Annotated in this window: 22 protein-coding genes; 14 read left to right on the forward strand and 8 right to left on the reverse strand. The window is 39.6% G+C overall.

Features of this window, described 5'->3' with window-relative positions; genetic code table 11:
* The first annotated feature begins 152 nt into the window (after nt 1-152).
* The 3 genes from KHA95_RS10310 (at nt 153) to KHA95_RS10320 (ending at nt 3,958) form a co-directional block, all read left to right on the forward strand.
* Nucleotides 153-1,832: an ABC transporter ATP-binding protein gene (locus tag KHA95_RS10310; protein ID WP_213137544.1), complete on the forward strand. Its 1,680-nt coding sequence runs from the start codon at nt 153-155 to the stop codon at nt 1,830-1,832.
* Nucleotides 1,829-3,664 (forward strand): ABC transporter ATP-binding protein, encoded by a 1,836-nt coding sequence (locus KHA95_RS10315; protein WP_213137403.1) that lies wholly within the window; start codon nt 1,829-1,831, stop codon nt 3,662-3,664. Before KHA95_RS10310 ends, KHA95_RS10315 begins: the two co-directional genes overlap by 4 nt.
* A gap of 75 nt (nt 3,665-3,739) precedes the next feature.
* The gene (locus KHA95_RS10320) at nt 3,740-3,958 is read left to right on the forward strand and encodes a hypothetical protein (RefSeq protein ID WP_213137404.1); all 219 of its coding nucleotides are present in this window, start codon (nt 3,740-3,742) and stop codon (nt 3,956-3,958) included.
* A gap of 104 nt (nt 3,959-4,062) precedes the next feature.
* Here KHA95_RS10320 and KHA95_RS10325 read toward each other — a convergent pair whose 3' ends face one another.
* Complete coding sequence (locus tag KHA95_RS10325) at nt 4,063-5,004, reverse strand: urea transporter (protein WP_213137405.1); 942 nt, start codon at nt 5,002-5,004, stop codon at nt 4,063-4,065.
* Between the two features lie 421 nt (nt 5,005-5,425).
* Between KHA95_RS10325 and KHA95_RS10330 the strand changes: the two genes are divergently transcribed.
* The 10 genes from KHA95_RS10330 to KHA95_RS10375 all read left to right on the forward strand — a co-directional run bounded on the left by KHA95_RS10330 (nt 5,426) and on the right by KHA95_RS10375 (nt 14,080).
* Complete coding sequence (locus KHA95_RS10330; RefSeq protein ID WP_213137406.1) at nt 5,426-5,728, forward strand: urease subunit gamma; 303 nt, start codon at nt 5,426-5,428, stop codon at nt 5,726-5,728.
* 19 nt (nt 5,729-5,747) lie between these two features.
* On the forward strand, nt 5,748-6,071 hold the full coding sequence (locus KHA95_RS10335) for an urease subunit beta (RefSeq protein WP_213137545.1): 324 nt from the start codon (nt 5,748-5,750) through the stop codon (nt 6,069-6,071).
* On the forward strand, nt 6,068-7,780 hold the full coding sequence (gene ureC, locus KHA95_RS10340) for an urease subunit alpha (protein ID WP_213137407.1): 1,713 nt from the start codon (nt 6,068-6,070) through the stop codon (nt 7,778-7,780). Before KHA95_RS10335 ends, ureC begins: the two co-directional genes overlap by 4 nt.
* A 17-nt stretch (nt 7,781-7,797) precedes the next feature.
* The gene (gene ureE, locus KHA95_RS10345) at nt 7,798-8,247 is read left to right on the forward strand and encodes an urease accessory protein UreE (RefSeq protein ID WP_481748435.1); all 450 of its coding nucleotides are present in this window, start codon (nt 7,798-7,800) and stop codon (nt 8,245-8,247) included.
* Nucleotides 8,240-8,926, forward strand: a complete 687-nt coding sequence (locus KHA95_RS10350) for an urease accessory protein UreF (protein WP_213137409.1) — start codon at nt 8,240-8,242, stop codon at nt 8,924-8,926. The genes ureE and KHA95_RS10350 overlap by 8 nt, the downstream gene beginning before the upstream one ends.
* Before the next feature lie 14 nt (nt 8,927-8,940).
* Entirely contained in the window at nt 8,941-9,555 is a 615-nt protein-coding gene (gene ureG / locus KHA95_RS10355; RefSeq protein ID WP_213137410.1) for an urease accessory protein UreG, read from the forward strand.
* Nucleotides 9,552-10,376 carry an urease accessory protein UreD gene (locus KHA95_RS10360; RefSeq protein WP_213137411.1) on the forward strand — a complete coding sequence of 275 codons (825 nt, stop codon included), beginning with the start codon at nt 9,552-9,554 and terminating at the stop codon, nt 10,374-10,376. The genes ureG and KHA95_RS10360 overlap by 4 nt, the downstream gene beginning before the upstream one ends.
* Nucleotides 10,377-10,539: 163 nt before the next feature.
* Nucleotides 10,540-11,292 (forward strand): DeoR/GlpR family DNA-binding transcription regulator, encoded by a 753-nt coding sequence (locus KHA95_RS10365; RefSeq protein ID WP_213137412.1) that lies wholly within the window; start codon nt 10,540-10,542, stop codon nt 11,290-11,292.
* The gene (pfkB, locus tag KHA95_RS10370) at nt 11,289-12,212 is read left to right on the forward strand and encodes a 1-phosphofructokinase (protein WP_213137413.1); all 924 of its coding nucleotides are present in this window, start codon (nt 11,289-11,291) and stop codon (nt 12,210-12,212) included. Before KHA95_RS10365 ends, pfkB begins: the two co-directional genes overlap by 4 nt.
* Nucleotides 12,209-14,080 (forward strand): PTS fructose transporter subunit IIABC, encoded by a 1,872-nt coding sequence (locus KHA95_RS10375; protein WP_213137414.1) that lies wholly within the window; start codon nt 12,209-12,211, stop codon nt 14,078-14,080. The genes pfkB and KHA95_RS10375 overlap by 4 nt, the downstream gene beginning before the upstream one ends.
* A 156-nt stretch (nt 14,081-14,236) precedes the next feature.
* Here the strand turns inward: KHA95_RS10375 and KHA95_RS10380 are convergent, their stop codons facing one another.
* From KHA95_RS10380 to KHA95_RS10410, 7 genes are all read right to left on the reverse strand, one after another.
* The gene (locus KHA95_RS10380) at nt 14,237-14,578 is read right to left on the reverse strand and encodes a hypothetical protein (RefSeq protein WP_213137415.1); all 342 of its coding nucleotides are present in this window, start codon (nt 14,576-14,578) and stop codon (nt 14,237-14,239) included.
* A gap of 277 nt (nt 14,579-14,855) precedes the next feature.
* Nucleotides 14,856-15,764 (reverse strand): oligopeptide ABC transporter permease, encoded by a 909-nt coding sequence (opp4C, locus tag KHA95_RS10385; protein ID WP_249316753.1) that lies wholly within the window; start codon nt 15,762-15,764, stop codon nt 14,856-14,858.
* Nucleotides 15,765-15,777: 13 nt separating this feature from the next.
* Nucleotides 15,778-16,728 carry an ABC transporter permease gene (locus tag KHA95_RS10390; protein ID WP_213137417.1) on the reverse strand — a complete coding sequence of 317 codons (951 nt, stop codon included), beginning with the start codon at nt 16,726-16,728 and terminating at the stop codon, nt 15,778-15,780.
* Nucleotides 16,729-16,856: 128 nt separating this feature from the next.
* Nucleotides 16,857-18,542, reverse strand: a complete 1,686-nt coding sequence (locus KHA95_RS10395; protein WP_213137418.1) for a peptide-binding protein — start codon at nt 18,540-18,542, stop codon at nt 16,857-16,859.
* Nucleotides 18,543-18,630: 88 nt separating this feature from the next.
* Entirely contained in the window at nt 18,631-19,659 is a 1,029-nt protein-coding gene (locus KHA95_RS10400) for an ABC transporter ATP-binding protein (protein WP_213137419.1), read from the reverse strand.
* Nucleotides 19,656-20,642: an ABC transporter ATP-binding protein gene (locus KHA95_RS10405; RefSeq protein ID WP_213137420.1), complete on the reverse strand. Its 987-nt coding sequence runs from the start codon at nt 20,640-20,642 to the stop codon at nt 19,656-19,658. The genes KHA95_RS10400 and KHA95_RS10405 overlap by 4 nt, the downstream gene beginning before the upstream one ends.
* Before the next feature lie 349 nt (nt 20,643-20,991).
* Complete coding sequence (locus KHA95_RS10410; protein WP_213137421.1) at nt 20,992-21,141, reverse strand: lmo0937 family membrane protein; 150 nt, start codon at nt 21,139-21,141, stop codon at nt 20,992-20,994.
* A 404-nt stretch (nt 21,142-21,545) separates the two neighbouring features.
* Between KHA95_RS10410 and KHA95_RS10415 the strand changes: the two genes are divergently transcribed.
* Nucleotides 21,546-22,718 carry an FtsW/RodA/SpoVE family cell cycle protein gene (locus tag KHA95_RS10415; RefSeq protein WP_213137422.1) on the forward strand — a complete coding sequence of 391 codons (1,173 nt, stop codon included), beginning with the start codon at nt 21,546-21,548 and terminating at the stop codon, nt 22,716-22,718.
* Nucleotides 22,719-22,759: the final 41 nt, after the last annotated feature.

Raw genomic sequence — 22,759 nt, forward strand, 5'->3', positions numbered from 1 at the left:
TTCCCACATTTTATGTATGTTATTTATTTCAACCTATACAGATTAATTTTTTTCTCTATTAAAGCAAATAAGGTAAAATGAAAAGAAAAGTTTAATGAGGATGTGATGCAATTTTGCTAAAACAATTAAAGCCATACACATTTCAAATTTCAATGGTTTTTATTTTAACGTTGGCTGGAATTATCCTTGAGCTATTATTGCCAACGCTAATGGCGAATGTAGTCGATATTGGGATTATCAATGGGGATATGCCATACATATTAAAAACAGGCGGCTGGATGATTGTCTGTGCTCTAGCAGCAGTAGGGGTAACGATTGCTGTTTCATATTTTGCATCAAAAGTAGCTCTAGGCTTTGGCAGGGATATGAGGCGCAGTTTATTTACGCATGTGGAGGATTTTTCGTTACAAGCTTTTGATAAAATTGGAACGGCTTCTTTGATTACTCGCTCAACGAATGATGTTAAGATCGTTCAAGATGTTCTTCATATGGTACTCCGAATGATGACAAGGGCGCCGCTGATGTTAGTTGGGGGAATCATTCTTGCTATTTCAAGAGATCCTAAATTATCTCTTGTTTTTCTAGGTGCCTTGCCTTTACTTACTTTATTAATCATTCTCATTTCTAGAAGAGCGATTCCGCTTTTTGGGGCATTACAAAAAAAGACAGACCGTTTAAACCTGCTCGTACGTGAAAGCCTAACGGGGATTCGTGTTGTTCGAGCGTTTAATCGCGTTGAATACGAAAAAAAGCGTTTTAATTTTGCAAATGAAGATTTTCGCGACACGGGGATAAAAGTAAATAAAATGATGGCGATGCTTTTTCCAGTGATGATCATTGTCATGAATTTTACGAATATCGCGATCGTTTGGTTTGGGGCGGTTCGGATTGATCAAGGATTAATGCAAGTAGGAAATTTAATGGCCTTTCTGCAATATGCGATGATGATTTTATTTTCATTAATCATGCTTTCGATGGGGTTCATTATGATCCCGCGCGCGCAAGCGTCTGTGAAAAGAATCAATGAAGTATTGCAAATGGAACGAGATATTAATGATCCGGAAAATCCGAAACAAGCAGATCAAATGCAAGCTGATGTTGTGTTTGAGAATGTTACATTTCGTTATCGAGGTGCAGAAAAGCCTGTGTTAAAAAACATAACATTCCAAGCGAAACGCGGGGAAACGACGGCAATCATTGGGAGTACCGGCTCTGGAAAGTCAACGCTCGTGAAGTTAATTCCACGATTTTATGATGTGGAAGAAGGAGCAATATTAGTTGATGGGGTCGATGTTAGAAAGATGACGCAAAAAGAGCTTCGACAAAAAATCGGTTATGTTCCACAAAAGGCCACGCTTTTTAGCGGTACAATCGCCGAAAATCTTCGTTACGGAAGGAAAAGCGCGACGAAGGAAGAAATGATGAATGCACTTGAAACAGCACAGGCAAGCGAGTTTGTAAGGGGAAAAGAAGAGGGGATAGAGGCGAATATCGACCAAGCTGGCGCAAACTTATCTGGTGGGCAAAAGCAAAGGCTTGCGATTGCCCGAGCCCTTATTAGAAAACCAGAAGTGTATATATTTGATGATAGTTTTTCAGCACTTGATTATAAGACTGATGCGCGATTAAGAATGGCTTTAAAGCGAGAAACCGGTCATTCGGCGATTATCATTGTTGCTCAACGAGTTAGTACTGTCATGGATGCGGATCAAATTATTGTGCTTGATGAAGGTGAAATAGCTGGTATTGGCACACATGATGAACTGTTAAAAGAAAACCGCATTTATCAAGAAATCGTTTCATCCCAAGGTGAAGAGGAGGAGGGCGCATGAGTAAGCAAGGTAAGAATCAAGCAGGAAAAGGCGGAGGCATGAGCCATCCAGGAAGGATTCCCGGGGAAAAGCCAAAGGAATTCAAAAAAACATTATGGAGATTATTAGGCTATTTAAAGCCACGTAAATACCAACTCATCTTTGTTACGATTGCAGCTGTTTTCTCGACATTATTTAATGTGGTTAGTCCAAAGTTTCTAGGGGATGCGACAACATCAATATTTACGAGTGTGAAAAGCGGAACGGGCATTGATTTCACCTTTTTAGGCAGGCTCGTCCTGCTGTTAATCGGTTTATATGTCTTATCAGCCTTATTCTCCTATTTGCAGCAATACATTATGGCGGGAGTATCACAAAAAACGACTGCAGAACTACGGAAAGAAGTGAATGATAAATTAACAAAATTGCCATTGCGCTATTATGACCAGCATCCGCATGGCGATGTATTAAGCCGAGTCATCAATGATATTGACAACATCAATAATTCGCTTCAACAAGCACTCTCGCAAATGATCACATCGGTGATTTCGATTATTGGAACGATCATCATGATGCTTATTATTAGTCCAATGTTGACGCTCGTCGTATTTATTACTTTTCCATTAAGTGCTTTAGTCATTCGCTATATTGCTTCTTTTTCACAAAAGCACTTTGTGAAGCAGCAAAAAGAGCTAGGTCATTTAAATGGACATATTGAAGAAACATTTTCAGGTCACCAAGTTGTAAAAGCGTTTGGTCGTGAAGAGTCTGCGATTGAATCCTTTGATGAAATGAACGAGCGTTTATACGAATCTGGTTGGAAAGCACAGTTTATTTCGGGGATTATGATGCCGTTAATGACCTTTGTCGGAAATCTTGGCTTTGTCTTTGTCAGTATTGGCGGAGGTATTCTTGTATTAAATGGAAGTATTCGAATTGGTGATGTGCAAGCTTTCATTCAATATTCCCAGCAACTTTCTCAACCAATGGCTCAAGCCGCGGGGATTGCAAATATGATTCAAACAGCTCTTGCATCTGCGGAACGTATCTTTGCTGTTTTAGATGAAGAGGAAGAAAGGCAAGAAACGCCGGCGCCTGTTGATTTACAACGACTTACGGGGAATATTATGTTTGAACATGTTCGTTTCGGATATGAGCAGGAAAAACCGATTATTAAAGATTTTAATTTGGATGTAAAATCAGGCCAAACAATCGCGATCGTTGGACCAACAGGAGCAGGGAAAACGACGATTATCAATTTATTAATGAAGTTTTACGAGATAGACAGCGGTCAAATTAAAGTTGATGGAAAAAGTTTAGCAGAGTTATCCCGTGAACAAGTTCGCTCTTTGTTTGCGATGGTTCTTCAGGATACATGGCTATTTAGTGGAACGATTCGCGAGAATATCGCATATGGACGCGATGATGCCACTGAGGAAGAAATCATTAGAGCTTCCAAAAGTGCCTTTGCTGATGAGTTTATTCGGACGATGCCTGACGGGTATGATACACAATTAGGTGAAGATGCAGCAAATATTTCCCAAGGTCAAAGACAGCTTATTACAATTGCCAGAGCGATTTTAGCTGATCCTAAAATATTAATTCTTGATGAAGCGACAAGCAGTGTCGATACGAGAACGGAAATGAATATCCAGCGTGCGATGAATCGCCTTATGAAAGGGAGAACAAGCTTTGTGATTGCCCATAGACTTTCGACTATTCGCGATGCCGATGTCATATTGGTCATGAATGAGGGGGATATAATTGAAAAAGGCTCACATGACGAATTGATCTCTAAAAACGGATTTTATGCAGATTTGTATAAAAGTCAATTTGCAGCGGATGTAGGTTAACGGGAAAAAGTGAGGTTTATAACTCGAATAAAGGGGGAAACATAATGGTACTAATACAAATGGGGGAATGCCATTATGATTGAAGAATTTGAAGTGAAAAAAGAAGTGTTTGAAAATTTACCCCATGGTTTGACTCATTTTGAGATTTCTTTGGACGGAAAAAGCTATGAAGGTCATTATAGAAATGGTGATGTAAATTGGTTTCATCCACATCCCCTTCAAGAGAATCACGAAATTCCGATTGAGGAAATCGAGGAGCAAGTCCGCGAAATTATTATAAAACATATTCATTAGAGGTTGATCAATTCAATAAAATAAAGCGGGTGAAGTAAACATCATTGTTCTTCACCCGCTTTTCTCTTTTGTTCAATCCTTGCTCGGCAAAGTAGCTATTTGTATTAAAAATTACGCAATACTTTTCTTGAACCGATGAATAACCAAGTACATAAGACAAATGGTAAAGTAAGCGGCGGAAGTCCAAAAGGCAGCAGCCATGTATCGACACTTGCTGTTACGAGTACACTCGCCATTGCAGCAAGTGTGCCGGCAAATGGAAATTTGCGCTGGCGAACGTTATATACCGACCCAATTGCAATCATCGTCAGGACAGCATTATAACTATACAGCCCTAAATTGAGCAACTTAAAATCTGCGCCAAGTAAATAGGCAACGAGCCAAGAAACGGCGGTCGCAAATAATGTATAGACACCATATTTCCACCCTGCCCAAAACACAGCAATTAATATGAAAACCCCAGACCAAAAAACATCAATTAAAAAAACTTCTGCTACTCCTTTGATTAGCCCCCTGAATAATTGTGGGGTTCCCTCAATATCTAAAACCCATTGTGACAATGATTGTGGGACGAGATCAGAGCTTAGTTGAAAAGCGGTAAAACGATACGCTGAAAGTAATAAAAACCATGTCAGAATTATAAACGGAAAGGTTAGTACAGGATAAGCAAACTTTTTTGCGGCATGCATGAAAGCAGCGGTTAAGAGAGCTGCTACGGCTGCACCTGCCATTGCAATCACCCAGCGAAGGCTTCCTTCCATAAAGATCATTATAGCAATTCCTGTGAGTACGGAGTTAAAGCCAAATAGTCCTTGGTGAACTTGTTTCTTATCTGCTCCCCCGAAGTCGGCAACTAAAGTACCAATTGCTGATGCAATAAAAGCGATTAGTCCGAGGGACGGTGAAGCAATAGAAAGTCCAAGTAAAATAATCAGTCCTGATACCGGATTTTCGAGCAGGATAACTTGAGATACTCCATTTAGCGTTGCGGGTATAAGCGATAAATAGTGATTGCTGTTAAAAAACTTATCCAATTTATATTGCAAGTGAAACCTCTCCTTAGATTGGAATTCAACTTTAATCGTCATTTTTTTCCTATTCCCTAATTATGTTACCTTTAATTCATCATTAGGACAATATTAAGATTGAAGCATGTAAAAAACAATGCCTAAACCTTGACAGGATGCATTTTCGGTATTAAAAATAGAGATAGAAGGACGAGTTATTATTCTACCATAGTTAATTCAATAATCCATATAGATTATTGAAATTCCGAAATGATGTAACATTGGTTTATTTTTCAAAAACGAGGGAAAACTGATACTTATCTTTCCAATACGCTTTTTGAAAAAATAACTCTCCCAAACAAACGATGCAAATGTCGGGATAGAAGACATTTAGCTTTTCACGTTTGTGAATTGAGAAAAAATGGCATTAATGTCATATTTTGAATAGGAGGAAAGAAGGATGCATCTATTACCGCGTGAGCAAGAGAAATTAATGATCGTCGTTGCTGCAGATTTAGCAAGGCGGCGTAGGGAAAGGGGATTGAAGCTGAATCATCCGGAATCCGTTGCATTAATTACATATGAATTACTGGAAGGTGCAAGAGATGGCAAGTCTGTTGCAGAATTAATGCAATACGGGGCGACGATCTTATCAGCTGAAGATGTCATGGAAGGCGTCCCTGAAATGATTGACGATATTCAAGTGGAAGCTACATTTCCAGATGGTGTAAAGCTTGTCACTGTTCATAACCCAATAAGATAGAACGGAGGAAACGATGAGAATGATACCAGGAGAATATATATTGTTAGATGAAGATATTATCTGCAATGAAGGAAAAGAAACGAAGAAAATTCAAGTTGTCAATAAAGGAGATCGGCCAATTCAAGTTGGCTCCCATTTTCACTTTTATGAAGTAAATGAAGCACTTGAATTTAATCGAGACGAAACATTTGGCTTTCGTTTAAACGTTCCAGCAGGTGCTGCTTTCCGTTTTGAGCCGGGTGATCCGAAGGAAGTGGAGCTTGTCGCCCTAGGTGGAGAGCGCAAGGTTTATGGATTAAACGAGAAAACAGAAGGTTCGGTTGACGGGAGGAACAATTTATGAGTTTTCGTATGACAAGAAAGCAGTACACAGATATGTATGGACCGACGAAAGGCGATGCCGTTCGTTTAGCTGATACAAATTTGTTTATTGAAATTGAAGAAGATCGTACGTTATATGGTGAAGAAGTTGTGTTCGGTGGCGGAAAAGTTATCCGCGAAGGGATGGGACAGCACCCGTTAGCGGTTCGTGGAGAAGATATTCCTGACTTAGTCATTACAAACATTATTATTTTAGATTATACAGGGATTTATAAAGCGGATCTTGCCATTAGGGATGGGAAGATTTTTAAAATTGGTAAAGCGGGAAATCCTTTAATCCAAGACAATGTTGACATCGTCATTGGGGCAGCTACGGAAGTGATTGCCGGAGAAGGAAAGATCGTGACGGCTGGTGCGATTGATACACACGTTCACTTTATTAATCCGGACCAAGTTGAAACGGCTTTAACAGCTGGTACGACAACATTAATCGGTGGTGGAACCGGTCCAGCGGAAGGATCAAAAGCGACGACAGTTACACCAGGGCCAGCGAATATTCATCGCATGTTAGAAGCGGTAGAAGGGCTACCAATTAATGTTGGTTTACTCGGTAAAGGACATGCAGCTTCAGAGGAGCCACTTGCTGAGCAAATTGAAGCGGGTGTTATCGGCTTAAAAGTACATGAGGATTGGGGAGCAACTTTTTCCTCCATTGATAACTCATTAAAAGTTGCTGATAAGTACGATGTTCAAGTTGCTTTACACGCCGACACATTAAACGAGGGTGGCTTCGTTGAAAATACAGTAGCCGCATTTAAAGACCGCGTCATTCACTCATTTCATACAGAAGGTGCTGGGGGTGGACATGCTCCTGACATTATTAAAGTTGCGAGCTACTTGAATGTTCTCCCAGCTTCGACAAACCCTACACTACCATTTACAGTTAATACAATCGATGAACATTTAGATATGCTAATGGTTTGTCACCATTTAAATCCAGACATTCCAGAAGATGTTGCATTCGCCGATTCAAGAATTCGAGAAGAAACGATTGCTGCTGAAGATATTCTCCAAGATATGGGGATTTTCAGTATTACAAGCTCAGATGCGCAAGCAATGGGACGGGTTGGAGAAGTAACCATTCGTACATGGCAAGTGGCAGATAAGATGAAGAAGCAACGTGGAAAACTAGAAGGCGACAATGGAGTCGGTGATAATAACCGCGTAAAAAGATATGTGGCAAAATATACAATTAATCCGGCAATTGCCCACGGAATTGGCGATTACATCGGTTCAATTGAAGAAGGAAAATATGCGGACCTCGTCATTTGGAGCCCGAAATTTTTTGGCGTGAAGCCAGATATGATCTTAAAATGTGGAATGGTTGTTAATAGCATCATGGGTGACCCAAATGCATCAATTCCGACACCACAGCCATATATTTATCGCCCAATGTATGCAGCGACAGGAAAGGCATTGCCTAAACATTCGATCACGTTCGTTTCGAAGGCTGCGTATGACAATGGAGTGAAAGAAAAGCTTGGTCTTGAAAAGATCATTCTACCAGTGCACGGCATTCGTAATTTAACGAAAAAAGATATGAAGCTCAATGCTGAAACCCCGGAAATTACCGTTGATCCACAAACATATGAAGTAAAAGTAAACGGTGAACATTTAACTTGCGAGCCAGTGGAAGTCGTTCCAATGGCACAACGATACTTTTTATTTTGAGGTGAATATATTTGATTATAGATCATGTCATTACACATATTGATGAAATCGATCAAAACGAGCTTGCGAAATATCATAAAGAAAAAGTGTATTTGGAAAGCAGTGATCTCGTTAAAAGAATTCAAAGAGTGACAACAGACCATGGAAAAGAGCTCGGCATTCGCTTAAAAGAAGCACGTGATTTAGTGGCAGGCGATGTTTTATACATGGATGATCATAATATGATCATCGTTGATGTGATGCCTGATGATTTATTAATTATTAAACCGCGCTCGATTCAAGAAATGGGAAATATCGCCCATCAGCTCGGTAATCGCCATTTACCTGCCCAGTTTGAAGGTGACGAGATGTTCGTTCAATATGACTATTTAGTAGAGGAATTGCTTCAAGAGCTCGCTATCCCTTTTGAACGAGAAAAAAGGAAAGTAAAGCAAGCTTTCCGTCATATTGGTCATAGCCATGGATAATTATTTACTCGCTTTGTTTCAACTTACGGATTCCCAACTTCCAACTGGGGCGTTTAGCCATTCATTCGGCTTGGAAACGTATATTCAGGAAGAAAAAGTGGAAGATCCGGAAACGTTTAAAGCGTGGCTAAATGTTTATTTGGATGAACAGTTGAAATATACGGACGGTCTAGTGAGCCGTCTCGTATATGAGGCGATGGAGCATGAAGCAACGGAAGAAATATGGAAGCTTGATCGATTAATCACCGTGCAAAATCTGCCGCGTGAAGTGAGAGAAGGAACATACAAAATGGGAGAGCGGATGTTAAGCTTAGCTTTATCACTTTATGACTTCCCAATCCTTTCCACGTACAAACAGCGGATCGAACAAGAGCAATCATTTGGACATCCAGCGATCGTATTTACGATGATTGCTTTTTGCTTAGAAGTCCCTAAACAAAGTGCCATTTCCGCATACTTGTATTCTTGCATATCTGGCATTGTGCAAAATGCTGTAAGAGGCATCCCTTTAGGACAAACGGCAGGACAGAAAATGTTAAGGGATATTCAACCATGGATCATGGAAACAACGAAGAAAACAGAAACATTAACGATCGATGATTTTGGTGTGACAGCACCGGGAATCGAAATTTCTCAAATGAAACACGAACGACTTACGATTCGAATTTTTATGTCATGAAAGGACGTGCTTATATGGAGCCAATTAAAATTGGAGTTGGAGGACCTGTTGGTTCAGGAAAAACGATGTTGATTGAAAAATTAACACGAGCAATGGCGGATGACATTAGCATGGCTGTTGTTACGAATGATATTTATACGAAAGAAGATGCGAAATTCTTAATGAAAAACGGGGTATTGCCATCTGACCGCATTATCGGTGTTGAAACAGGCGGTTGCCCACATACAGCGATTCGTGAAGATACTTCGATGAATACGGCTGCAATTGAAGATTTGAAAAAAACACATAAAGATTTGGAGATCATTTTTGTAGAAAGCGGTGGAGATAATTTAGCCGCAACATTTAGCCCAGAGCTTGTTGATTTCTCTATCTACATTATTGACGTTGCGCAAGGAGAAAAAATTCCGCGCAAAGGTGGACAAGGGATGATCAAATCTGATCTTTTCATCATTAATAAAACGGATCTTGCTCCATTTGTCGGCGCTAGTTTAGAAGTGATGGAATCAGATACGAAAGTATTCCGCGGCAATAAACCATTCGTTTTCACAAATCTAAAAGATAATACTGGTTTGGATGAAGTCATTGCTTGGATTAAGAAAAATGCATTGTTAGATGGTTTAGGAAAATGAGGAAATGGACAGGGGAACTACGGTTAGCCGTTGAATATAAAAGAGGCAAAACCATCCCAAAAGATGTGTACTTTCAAGGAGCATTTAAAGTGATGCGTCCCCATTATCTAGATAACTCCGGACAGGTCACATATTTTCTCATTAACCCTGGCGGCGGGTATGTCGATGGGGATACGTACCGTATGCAAGTAATAGCGGATGAAAAGGCGGAATTACTTTTAACGACGCAGTCAGCAGCAAAAGTATATAAAACACCGCGTATTCCAGTCATACAAGAAATGGAATTTTATTTGAAAAAGGACAGTCTCCTTGAATACATTCCAGATCCTTTAATCGGCTATGAGGATGCACGTTATATTCAAAGAAATGTGGTCCACATGGAATCCGGTTCTACCCTCATTTACTGTGATATCCTTACTCCGGGTTGGTCACCCCAAGGGACTTTATTTAGCTATGAAAAACTTCAGCTAAAAAACGAAATTTATTTAGACAATGAGTTAGTCGTCTTTGACCATTTAAAACTAGAACCGAGTAGCCAGCAGATTGGTGCGATCGGATTAATGGAAAACTACACACATCTTGGTTCGATGATTGTTGTAAGTGATAAGATGACATCTTCTTTTATTGATGAGCTTTATGATACATTAGGGGATATGGATGAAGCTTATAAAATAGGCATCTCTCAACTTACCGTACCAGGGTTTACAGTTAGGATGCTTGCCAATTCCACCCAAGAGATTGAAAAACAATTTATGAGGATCCACCAACATATTCGCGAACAATGGTTTCAAAAACAAGCAGTGTTTTTAAGAAAATATTAAAATAAATAGCTCGTAAAGAATGAAAAGTTTCTTTATGAGCTTTTTATTTGTCGTTAAAACCTCAAAAACAATCACAAACTTGAATGATTTTGAATTATTTTGGATGAAAGTGATTGACTGTTGAATAAAAATCTTATAATATACAATTCAAGGAGTGATCTTTATGTTGACACCTGAAAGGCATGCCATCATCCTTCAGATACTAAAAGAGAAAGGAACCGTTAAAATTCAAGAATTAGTAGAGAGAACGCAGTCTTCTGAATCAACGATCCGCAGGGATTTGACACAATTGGAAGAAGATCATTTCTTAAAGCGCATTCATGGAGGGGCTTCCTTATTACAAGGAAAATTGATTGAACCGAGCATGGTAGAAAAATCAACCAAAAACCTTCATCAAAAGCAGAAAATCGCTCAATATGCGGCAAGTATTGTAGAGGATGGTGACTGTATTTACTTAGATGCCGGCTCAACAACGAAGGAGATGATCCCATATTTAAATCAAAATGATCTTGTTGTTGTAACAAATGGGTTGGAGCATATTGCCCCATTACTTGAAAAAGGGATACGTACTTATTTAATCGGTGGCTACGCAAAAAATCGAACAAATGCAACGATTGGTAGAGGAGCGTTAGTAAGTCTCGGACAATATCGATTCGATAAATGTTTTCTCGGTGTGAATGGCATCCATTCAGAGCTTGCTTTTACAACGCCTGATCAAGAAGAGGCGATGGTTAAGAAAAAAGCGACAACGCTTTCTAATAAAAATTATGTACTTGCCGATGAAACAAAATTTGGAGAGATTTCTTTTGCGAAAATCATGGATTTAAATAAGGCAGATATCATTACAACTCAACTTGATCAAGAGATTCTATCACTCTTCAAAGGTAAAACAACAATAAAGGTCGTGAGCGAATGATTTATACATTGACATTAAACCCATCGATTGATTACGTGGTTGAGGTGGAACCATTTCAGATTGGACAATTAAATAGAATCCAAAAAGAAACAAAATTCCCTGGTGGGAAAGGGATCAATGTATCGAGAGTACTTCACGAACTTAGGGTAGAAAGTACTGCGCTCGGCTTTATTGGTGGCTTTACAGGCCGATATATAGAAGATTATTTAAATAGTGAAAATATCAAAAGTGATTTTATTCGTGTGAAAGGTGATACACGCATTAATGTAAAGCTAAAAACAGATCAAGAAACGGAAATTAATGGGCAAGGTCCACAAATTGAAAATGAAAACATTGAGCAGTTAAAAACGAAAATCAAAAGCTTGAAAAAAGGGGATCAATTAATTCTTTCAGGCAGCATTCCGGCTGCGCTTCCAACTACCATTTATAAAGAACTCGTAAAAATATGTGTCGAGTTAGATGCTTCGTTCGTTGTTGATGCAGAAGGTAATCTATTAAGGAATGTGTTAGCCTATCGGCCTTTTCTAATAAAACCAAATCATCATGAATTAGCAGACCTATTTCAAACTACTATTGATACACCAGAAGAAGCGATCAAGTATGGTAAACAATTACTTGAAATGGGTGCACAAAATGTAATTGTTTCAATGGCAGAAAAGGGAGCTATCTTTATAAATAAAGAGAAGGTCTTGCATGCGACAGTCCCTTCTGGAGATGTAAAAAGTTCAGTTGGTGCAGGAGATTCGCTTGTTGCTGGATTTTTAGCACAATTCTCGAAAACAGGCAATGTTGAAGAGGCTTTTCAATATGGCGTTGCATCAGGAAGTGCTACTGCTTTTTCCTTCGGTCTTTGCACCAAAGAGAAGATTGAGGCACTCCTTCCGCAAGTGAAAGTAAGCAAAAGGGGAGATTCAGGATGAAAATAACAGAACTGTTAACCTTAGAAACCATCAATCTATCACTGAAAAGTCGTGATAAGCTCGGTGCAATTGATGAATTAGTCGATCAGTTGCATCGTGCTGGGAAGCTAAATGACAAGGAGAAATTTAAAACGGGCATTATGAAACGCGAAGAACAAAGCACGACAGGAATTGGAGAAGGCATCGCTATACCACACGCAAAAACAGATGCTGTGAAAGTTCCGGCGATCGCCTTTGGAAAGTCCATCGATGGGATCGATTATGATTCACTAGACAATCAGCCTGCGCATTTAGTTTTCATGATTGCAGCACCTGAAGGAGCCAATAACACTCATTTGCAAGCGCTCGCAAAATTATCTTCCATTTTAATGAACGTGGATGCAAGAAAAGAACTAATGGATGCAAACACAGCAGAAGAAATCATTGAGACAATGAATCGGTATGATCAAGAGGTTGAGGAAGAACAAGGAGAAGCACCGCTAAAAGCCGCGAGCATAGTCGCTGTCACAGCCTGTCCAACGGGAATTGCCCATACGTATATGGCCGCAGATGCTTTGAAAGCAAAGGCAAAAGAGTTAGGTGTTTCGATAAAGGTTGAAACAAATGGTTCTGGTGGAGCTAAAAACGTATTAACATCTGAAGACATTGAAAAGGCTACGGCCGTTATTGTTGCAGCAGATACGAAAGTAGAAATGGATCGCTTCAGCGGAAAACATGTTATCAAAGTCTCCGTCGCAGATGGAATTCGCAAGCCGCAGCAATTGATTGAAAATGCGCTGAAACAAGATGCTCCAATTTATCAAGGTGATGGCAGCCAGCAATCAAATCGTCAATTTGAAACGTCTAAAAAACGGGCTGGGTTTTATCAGCACTTAATGAATGGCGTATCGAATATGCTTCCATTTGTAGTCGGCGGGGGAATATTGATAGCGATATCATTTATGTTTGGAATTCAATCAGCTGATCCAAATGATCCATCATATAATGCATTTGCAGCAGCTCTTAATACGATTGGGGGCGGAAATGCTTTTGGTTTAATGATTCCAGTATTAGCAGGATTCATTGCGATGAGTATTGCTGATCGACCAGGACTCGCTCCAGGCATGGTTGGCGGTCTGATGGCTGCAACAGGCGGAGCTGGTTTTCTTGGCGGATTAATTGCTGGTTTCTTAGCAGGGTATATCGTTGTACTATTAAGAAGGATTTTCTCTCGATTGCCTGATTCATTAGAAGGAATCAAACCTGTCCTTCTTTACCCACTCTTTAGTATTTTGTTCACGGGACTTATTATGTTATTTATCGTTATTGACCCTGTAAAAGCAATGAATACTGGATTAACAAATTGGTTAAATGGCCTCGGTACAGAGAACCTTATTATTTTGGGAATTATTCTTGGCGGCATGATGGCAATTGATATGGGCGGACCAATTAATAAAGCCGCATTCACATTTGGTATCGCGATGATTGATGCTGGGAATTTTGCTCCTCATGCGGCGGTGATGGCTGGCGGAATGGTGCCGCCACTTGGCTTAGCGTTAGCGACGACCTTTTTTAAACATAAATTTACCGCACAAGAAAGAGATGCGGGAAAAACGAATTATATTATGGGCGCGACCTTTATTACAGAAGGGGCGATTCCATTTGCAGCAGCAGATCCATTACGGGTCATTCCTTCAATCATTTTCGGCTCAGCGGTTGCAGGCGGATTGTCAATGGCATTTAAAATTGGCTTACCCGCTCCACATGGAGGGATCTTTGTAATCCCAATCATCGAAGGAAGCATCTTATTATATTTGCTCGCCATTGTTGCAGGATCAATCGCAACAGCTTTACTCATCGGTTTACTGAAAAAACCTGTGAACCGATAACATGATACTAAAAACGGTGGGGCTGTCCTAGTAGTTAGAATAGCCCCGCTTTTATACACAGGCAGTATCCATTTCCCTTACCGGAAGAAAAATTCCCGAAACGGTCAATCGGCCCCCGCTCGATTGCCCCATTTCCAGCAAAACTCCCGAATACGGTCAATCGCCCCCCGTTCGATTTTCCCATTCCAGCAAAGACTCCCGAATACGGTCATTCGGACCCCGTTCGATTGCCCCATTTCCAGCAAAACTCCCGAATACGGTCAATCGCCCCCCCGTTCGATTGCCCCATTCCAGCAAAAAATTCCCCAAACGGTTATTCGCCCCCCGCCCGATTTCCCCATTCCAGCAAAAAATTCCCGAAACGGTCAATCGCCCCTCGCTCGATTGCCCTATTCCGGAAGAAAAATTCCCGAAACGGTCAATCGGCCCCCGCTCGATTGCCCCATTTCCAGAAAAACTCCCGAATACGGTCAATCGCCCCCCGTTCGATTGCCCCATTCCAGCAAAAAATTCCCGAAACGGTCAATCGGCCCCCGTTCGATTGCCCCATTTCCAGAAAAACTCCCCAATACGGTCAATCGAACCCCGCTCGATTTTCCCATTCCAACAAAAACTCGCCAATAGGGGCAATCGAGTGCACGATGTTTACCAAAAGAGCAATTAGTATTACCTTTTAGACAGTCCCCTCCGAAGTTGATGTTGAAGCATTATTAAAGTAGACAAAGGTGCATAAATAAAGGAGAAGCTGCTCGTCTATGAAGCAGCTCCTTTTTGATTAGTCACTTTTCGGATCCAGTGCATCACGGAGTCCGTCACCTACGAAGTTAAAACATAGTACGGTAATTAAAATAAGTAAACCAGGAAAGGCGGGATACCAAGGCGCTTTTAAGAGAACGGTAAAGTTTTGTGCATCTTGGAGCATATTGCCCCAGCTCGGTGTAGGAGGTTGAACTCCAAGCCCTAAGTAACTTAAAGCCGCTTCTGAGAGAATAACTCCACCTACTAATAGAGTAGCTGCAACAATGATAGGCCCCATAGCATTAGGCAATATATGGCTGAAAATAATTTTTGATGCTCTCGTCCCTATTGTTCTCGATGCTAATACAAATTCCCGGGATCTTAATGTTAGAAATTCCCCTCGAACTAGCCTAGCTGTGCTTGTCCATGAAGTTAATGCAAAAATAATAATAAGCTTGTCCCAACCAGGTTCAAAAATAGTAACAACCGTAATGAGTAAAAATAAACTGGGGATAGAAATGACAATATCAACAAATCTCATAAGAATAGCATCGATAATACCGCCAAAATATCCTGCAAGTGCACCAATCGTAGTGCCAATTATCATTGCGCCAGCTACGGAACAAAATGCGACTAATAAGGAAATTCTGCCACCGAAAAGCAGACGAGAAAAAATATCACGGCCGAATCGGTCTGTACCCAACCAATATTCCTTTCCGGGGGGAGTAAGTTTAGCTACCAGATTTGGTTTATCTGGATTATACGGAGCGATCAAGGGTGCAAATATAGCCATAAGGATGATAATCAGTAAAATAATCGCACCTATTACAGCTAACTTATTTTTCATAAATTTACGTACAAATATTCTTGTCAACGTTTCGGGTTTTTGAATATTGGGATTTAACTCCGGCCCATCAATCGTCGTATTTGTATTATATTGTACCAAATTCAATCCCTCCTCAATACTCGATACGTGGATCGAATACCGCATATAATATATCCGCAATTAAATTTCCAATAACGACAAATACGGAAGAAATAACTGTTAAGGCCATGATTACCGGATAATCACGTGTGAATGCTGATTCAATGAATAATCGACCGAGGCCTGGCCAACTGAAAACTGACTCCGTAATAGCTGCACCACTGATAAAAGAAGGAATCATAAGTCCGAAAATGGTGATGATTGGTATTAATCCATTTCTAAGTCCATGTTTTAAAACGACTTTTAGTTCTTTAAAGCCTTTAGCCCTTGCCGTTCGAATGTAATCTTGATGAAGGACATCCAACATGCTTGAACGTGTGTATCGGGTGAGTGCGGCCATATCGGAAGCAGCCAATACAAATGCGGGCATAATTAAATGGTGAATTCTATCCCAAATGCTAAATGGCGCATTAAGTGTAGCTACACCACCAGTTGGGAACCATTTAAGTTGAACACCAAAAAATATAATCATCATTAATCCGAGCCAAAAGTTTGGAGTGGCGACTCCGAGAAATGAACCAACTGTTACGGAATAATCTTTAATTGTATAAGGCCGCATAGCTGATATAATACCTAGTGGTACGGCAATGATAATCGCAAGAAGTGTAGAAACCCCCATAAGCAATAAAGTATTGGGAAGGCGGGCCAAGATCATTTCACTGACTGGAACACCACGATTTATAATTGAAGTACCAAAATCGCCTTGAATCATTTTTCCAAGCCATACGATATATTGTTTATGGACAGGTTCATCTAAGCCGTATTTTTCTCTAAACTTTATTTGATCTTCTGGTTTTAAATTTGGATCCATCATTAATGTTGTTGGGTCACCGGGTGCTGCTTGAATGATGGCAAATGATATGATCGTAATTCCGAGCAATAATGGGATGGCCATCAGTGTGCGACGAATAATATAGGAAACCATTTTTTATCCTCCTTTCAAATTCATCATTGTATCTAAAGATATGCAATCGCATATTAATTTTCGAAGTTTTGGATAAAAAAGAAAAAGGGGAGGCGAATAGCCATTCCCCTTTTCTATACTCTCATCGATTATTCAGTTGGTTTTAACCACCACTTATGAGCTTTGTAAATATAATTTTTTGCATGGAATTCATATCCCTGCATTTCTGCTGGCATAGCACGATACTCTTCAGGATAATAAATGAACGTATATGGTTGATCTTCAGCTAATTGTTGTTGGATTTTTCCAATTAGCTCTTTACGTTTTTCTTTATCTCTTTCTTGCAATTGCTCATCCATTAGTTTATCAAGCTCGGGGTTGGAGTAAGCAATCATGTTATTCCCGTTTTCAATATTTTTCGTATGGAAAATCCCGCTTGGATCTGGGTCCGTCGCTAAGCTCCAGCCAAGGAGAAGCGCTTCAAAATTTCTGTTTGGTGGGTTAATATCTTTAATTAAGGCACCAAATTCCATGATTTTTGGTTTCGCTTCGATGCCAATTTCTTTAAATTGATCTTGTAGAAGAACGGCTATATCTTCACGAGTTTTATTACCTTGGTTTGTTTTAACTTCAAAGGAGAAGCGTTTCCCGTCCTTCTCAAGAATTCCATCTGAGCCTGGCTCCCAACCTGCATCAGCAAGCATTTGTTTCGCTTTTTCCGGATCATATTCGAATCTTGGAACATCATCATTATAAGCCCAGCTCAATGGACTTTCAGGGACGTCAGCGACTTTCCCTTTTCCTTCCATGATGACATCTACAATGGTTTGACGGTCGATTGCATGTGTAAGTGCTTGACGTACTTCCTTTTCTTTAAATAAATCATTTGCTTCGTTGTAACCTAAGAAAGTGTAGGAAAGTGCAAGACCATGTTCAAGTTTAATACCAATTTCATCCGCAAAGCCTTCCACTGTTTCTACATCCGATAAGTTGACACCGGACCAGAAGTCAATATCACGATTTTGCAGCTGTGTTAACATCGCATTTGCATCCGTAATGATTTTCATTGTAATGGTATCCAAATGTGGTCGACCTAAATAAAAATCATCGAATGCTTCTACCTTCACATATTCTCCGGCTTTATTCTCGACAAATTTAAATGGACCTGATCCAATAGGTGTTTTCGTATTGAATGAATGTTCACCGAGCTCTGCAATCGGAACATCACCAAGAATATGTTCAGGAAGAATTCCAAAGCTTAATCCAACGGATGGGAATTGGACGTCAACTTTATTTAAATGGAATTTCACCGTTAAATCATCGACTTTTTCAACGCTTTCCAATGATTCGAAATAATCACCGCGGATCCCATCATAATCCTCACTTAATGGAATATTGTATGTGAATACAACGTCGTCAGCAGTTAAAGGCTCGCCATCATGGAATTTAATTCCTTCACGAAGCTTAACGGTTAAAGTCATTCCATCATCTGATTCTTCGATGCTTTCAGCCATTGCATCCTCTGTAGTTGCCTCGAACCCATCCACCTCTGAGCTAACTAAGCCGTCAAAGATTAGAGCTTCAACATCGGAGCTCACTGAGTCATTAGAATAAAGCGGGTTAAATAATGTCGGATTCCCACTTGAACCAATAACTAAATCCCCGCCATCAACTGGTTCATTACTAGCCTGTGGTTCTTCTTTTTCCGGCTCTTCCTGTGCCGGTGGTTCATTGCTTTCTGGTTCATTGTTCGCATTGTTTCCACCGCTACAAGCGGCTAGAAACATCGATAAGACGAGCATCATACTTAATAAAAGCCAAGCTGGTTTTCTCATATTACTCCCCCCAAATCGTTTAATTAAATCATTTGAAACTTGTAAGCGTAGATTCTCATGAATCACCCCTTTCAAGTAGTCGCTTGATTTATTCAGATGGATATAAATGACAAGCAACATAATGTTCAGGCTTCACTTCTCGGAAGGTCGGCACTTGTTTGCGACAAATATCCATCGCCGCCGGGCAGCGTGTATGGAAGACACAACCAGCGGGTGGATTTGCCGGACTTGGCAATTCACCGGTAAGTACAATTCGTTCACGTTTTTGCATACCTCTTCTTTTTGGTACAGGAACAGCCGAAAGCAATGCTTGTGTATAAGGGTGAAGCGGGTCTTCATATAAATCTTTCTTTTTTGCCAATTCCATCATTTTCCCAAGATACATCACACCAACACGGTCACTTATATGGCGAACAACACTTAAGTCATGGGAAATGAAAATATATGTAAGTCCAAATTCTGCTTGCAAATCTTCCATTAAATTTATAATTTGCGCTTGAATCGACACGTCTAATGCGGAAACGGCCTCATCAGCAATGATTAATTCAGGATTGAGTGCAAGGGCTCGGGCAATTCCAATTCGCTGTCGTTGACCACCGGAAAATTCATGCGGATAACGGTTAATAAATGATGGATTAAACCCCACTCGTTCTAAAAGCTCGGAAATTTTTTCTTCTCGGCGTTTATAGTCATATAAACCGTGAGTAATCAAAGGTTCACTTAAAATCGATTTCAATGTTTTGCGCGGATTCATTGAGGCATAAGGATCTTGAAAAATCATTTGTATATTTTTCCTTACATGCCGACTCAATGCTCGTTCTGATATATGTGTAATATCATGACCTTTAAATTGAATCTTGCCATCTGTTGGTTCATAAAGACGAATCAGTGTTCTGCCAGCCGTCGATTTTCCGCATCCTGATTCTCCGACAATTCCTAGTGTCTCACCTTTTTTTACGTAAAAGGAGATGCCATCGACCGCTTTAATATGACCAACTGTTTGTTGGAAAATACCAGCCTTAATTGGGAAGTACTTTTTTAAATTATCAACCTTTAATAAAAATTCTGAATCATCTTTGGGTAATGAAGCATTTGCTGACTCAACTAGCGTACTCATGTTTTGGCCTCCCCTTTGTCATCGTATAAAAAGCAGCGTACAGAACGTTGATCATCAACAGCAGTCAGGCTCGGCATTTCATGATAACAACGATCAAACGCATGTGGACAACGAGGTGCAAATCGGCAACCTTTCGGAAAGTTTTCCGGTGAGGGAACACTTCCATGGATGGGAACGAGTCGCTCGGAATCATCATCAACAGATGGGATCGATTCCATTAATCCGATTGTATATGGGTGAAAAGGCTCTGTAAACAAATCATCGACCGGTGCATTTTCAACTACCTGTCCACAGTACATGACAAGCACCTTGTCAGCAATTTCGGATACAACGCCAAGGTCGTGGGTAATGATTAAAATAGAGGTGCCAAATTTAACGCTTAGTTCTTTCATTAGATCTAAAATTTGTGCTTGAATTGTAACATCAAGTGCAGTTGTCGGCTCGTCGGCAATTAATAGTTTCGGATCGCAGCTCATCGCCATCGCGATCATCACACGTTGCCTCATTCCACCTGAAAGACGATGAGGATAATCATTCAATATTTCCTCTGCTCGTGAAAAACCAACCAATTTTAATAAATCAATCGCTTTTCGAGTCGCTTCTCTTTTCGTCAACTTTTTATGATAAATAAGTACTTCCGTAATTTGCTCTCCAATCGTTAGAACGGGGTTAAGAGAAGTCATCGGTTCTTGGAAAATCATTGAAATATCATTGCCACGGACATGGCACATATCGTTTTCAGAAAGCTTCACTAAATCGGTTCCATTAAATACGATTTCACCATCAACGATTTTTCCCGGCGGACTTGGGATCAGCTTCAAAATCGAAAGGGAAGTAATACTTTTCCCAGACCCAGATTCGCCAACGAGCGCAACGGTTTCACCTTTTTTGATTTTAATATCGACACCATCCACAGCTGGGATGACTTTATCATTATTAAAAAAATGTGTTTTTAAGTTTTTCACATCTAATAATGTAGACAAAAGATTGTCACCGCCCTTAGTTTATACGGAATATTATAAAAATTGTTGATATATAAATTGTATAACAGTCTACCAATCTACTCAATCTTAAATCATATGTCTTAACTACTATTTTGATATATTAAAGTATTCTAAAAAAACTTACTTATTATGTATATTATTATAAATCTGTTTTGAATACAATAACTTTTTATCATTTCATATATAGGACCATAGTAAGGAAATACTAGAAGAATGGGGAGGATTGTCATATTTTCGAATATTATTTCGAATTTTTGAATATATCGGGTTGCGAACTATGCTACAAAAATGTATTGGAAAGAGCGGTCCCGTAAAAGGACCGCCCTTTCTACCTTGCTCGATTACGACCGGTAATAAGATTAAAAATGAAAACGATAACGGCAGCAACGAGTAAAATATGAATTAGAGCTCCTCCAACTTTCGCAATAAAACCAAGGAGCCAGAGAACAAGTAAAATCCCAATAATTGTCCAAAGCATATGCATAATCCTTTCTTTTTGAAATGTGATCTATTATTAATGTTACCCATAGGGCGATGAATAAAACATCCGACCGATACATTAAGGAGAATGTAGGCCTCATTTTGCGATGTGCAAATTAGAGCAATTTTGGCGCAATGGATGGATCAAAGGCAAATTTAGCGCCTTTCTTGGCAATGCCTTTGTAACTTTCAACATGCGGGGTTCTATGGCAAGCCGATTGTGACTCTAGTTTCTGGGCTTTGATCTGGACACAAATAGCCTTTATAAAAAAATTACTTCTTTACCTTTGTAGAAAATCCATGAATTGTTCCTTTTTTAGTTTGGGTATATTCGGTATAATAGTAAGATGAACAAAATACCGATTAAAACTTCATTTTATCGGTGAAAGAGGAGACGAAGGAATGACTTCTCAAAAAAAGCCGATTCCTAAAATAGATTATGGAATAATATTGACGCTCATGTTAATGACAATCATTAGCTTGGTTGCTATTTACAGCGCTCAAACAACGGGGCAATACGAGGATAATTTTATAAAAAAACAAATGGTCTGGTACGTTATTAGTATAATCGCCATTATTGTCGTTATTCAGCTTGACTCAGATCAACTGAAAAAAATATCATGGTATATGTATGGATTTGGGCTATTGCTATTATTAGTTTTATTTGTTGCTCCAGGTAATCTCTCGTTTGCAAGGGAAGTGAATGGGGCACAAAGTTGGTTTTTCACTCCAATTGGTTCTATTCAACCCTCAGAATATATGAAAATTTTTACAATTGTAGTACTTGCCAAAGTAGCAGCGGATCACCATCAAAAGTTTATAAATAAAACGATTAAAACAGATCTTTGGCTCATGACTAAGCTTGGAATCGTTACGGGACCTCCCGCGATATTAATTTACGAGCAACCAGATTTGGGTACGACCCTTGTATTTATTTTTATTTTATTTGCTGTGATTCTTGTGTCAGGCATTTCGTGGAAGCTTTTAGTGCCGATGTTTTCAGTGTTAACAATTGTCGGAAGTATGCTTTTATATATTGCGATTTGGAAATATGAATTATTGAAGGATGTGCTCAAACCACATCAATATAAACGGATTTATTCTTGGCTCGATCCCTTTTCTTACAGATCTGATGAAGGTTTGCAGCTTGTGAGATCCTTGCTTGCCATTGGTTCAGGGCAAACGGGTGGAAAGGGATTTGGAAACAGGGAAGTGTATATGCCAGAAAGCCACTCGGATTTCATTTTTAGTACGATTGGGGAAGAATTCGGCTTTATTGGCGGTAGCATTGTTATCATTCTCTTTTTCATGCTCATCTATCAAATAACGAGGATTGGTTTAGAGACGAAAAATCCATTTTACTCCTATATTTGTGTCGGGGTGATTGCAATGATTACTTTCCATGTATTTCAAAATATCGGGATGACCATTCAGTTGCTTCCTATTACGGGAATTCCACTTCCATTTATTAGTTATGGAGGTAGCTCCTTACTGAGTAATATGCTGGCGATTGGAATGATTTTATCGATTAGGTATCATTATAAAAAATACATGTTTTCTTCAAATGAAACCTAAGTCCTAAAGATTTGTTAAAACAGTTTATTAAAATTAGGAGA

The sequence above is a fragment of the Bacillus sp. FJAT-50079 genome (genome assembly GCF_018343515.1).
In the GTDB taxonomy this organism is placed as follows: domain Bacteria; phylum Bacillota; class Bacilli; order Bacillales; family Bacillaceae_C; genus Lederbergia.

What these genes read in the sequence shown, in the direction of transcription:
- KHA95_RS10310 (WP_213137544.1), top strand. Translation starts at nt 153, where the DNA reads ATGGTTTTTATTTTAACGTTGGCTGGAATTATCCTTGAGCTATTATTG.
- KHA95_RS10315 (WP_213137403.1), top strand. Translation starts at nt 1,829, where the DNA reads ATGAGTAAGCAAGGTAAGAATCAAGCAGGAAAAGGCGGAGGCATGAGC.
- KHA95_RS10320 (WP_213137404.1), top strand. Translation starts at nt 3,740, where the DNA reads ATGATTGAAGAATTTGAAGTGAAAAAAGAAGTGTTTGAAAATTTACCC.
- KHA95_RS10330 (WP_213137406.1), top strand. Translation starts at nt 5,426, where the DNA reads ATGCATCTATTACCGCGTGAGCAAGAGAAATTAATGATCGTCGTTGCT.
- KHA95_RS10335 (WP_213137545.1), top strand. Translation starts at nt 5,748, where the DNA reads ATGATACCAGGAGAATATATATTGTTAGATGAAGATATTATCTGCAAT.
- ureC (WP_213137407.1), top strand. Translation starts at nt 6,068, where the DNA reads ATGAGTTTTCGTATGACAAGAAAGCAGTACACAGATATGTATGGACCG.
- KHA95_RS10350 (WP_213137409.1), top strand. Translation starts at nt 8,240, where the DNA reads ATGGATAATTATTTACTCGCTTTGTTTCAACTTACGGATTCCCAACTT.
- ureG (WP_213137410.1), top strand. Translation starts at nt 8,941, where the DNA reads ATGGAGCCAATTAAAATTGGAGTTGGAGGACCTGTTGGTTCAGGAAAA.
- KHA95_RS10360 (WP_213137411.1), top strand. Translation starts at nt 9,552, where the DNA reads ATGAGGAAATGGACAGGGGAACTACGGTTAGCCGTTGAATATAAAAGA.
- KHA95_RS10365 (WP_213137412.1), top strand. Translation starts at nt 10,540, where the DNA reads ATGTTGACACCTGAAAGGCATGCCATCATCCTTCAGATACTAAAAGAG.
- pfkB (WP_213137413.1), top strand. Translation starts at nt 11,289, where the DNA reads ATGATTTATACATTGACATTAAACCCATCGATTGATTACGTGGTTGAG.
- KHA95_RS10375 (WP_213137414.1), top strand. Translation starts at nt 12,209, where the DNA reads ATGAAAATAACAGAACTGTTAACCTTAGAAACCATCAATCTATCACTG.
- KHA95_RS10380 (WP_213137415.1), bottom strand. Translation starts at nt 14,578, where the DNA reads ATGGGGCAATCGAACGGGGGGCGATTGACCGTATTCGGGAGTTTTTCT.
- KHA95_RS10390 (WP_213137417.1), bottom strand. Translation starts at nt 16,728, where the DNA reads ATGGTTTCCTATATTATTCGTCGCACACTGATGGCCATCCCATTATTG.
- KHA95_RS10395 (WP_213137418.1), bottom strand. Translation starts at nt 18,542, where the DNA reads ATGAGAAAACCAGCTTGGCTTTTATTAAGTATGATGCTCGTCTTATCG.
- KHA95_RS10400 (WP_213137419.1), bottom strand. Translation starts at nt 19,659, where the DNA reads ATGAGTACGCTAGTTGAGTCAGCAAATGCTTCATTACCCAAAGATGAT.
- KHA95_RS10410 (WP_213137421.1), bottom strand. Translation starts at nt 21,141, where the DNA reads ATGCTTTGGACAATTATTGGGATTTTACTTGTTCTCTGGCTCCTTGGT.
- KHA95_RS10415 (WP_213137422.1), top strand. Translation starts at nt 21,546, where the DNA reads ATGACTTCTCAAAAAAAGCCGATTCCTAAAATAGATTATGGAATAATA.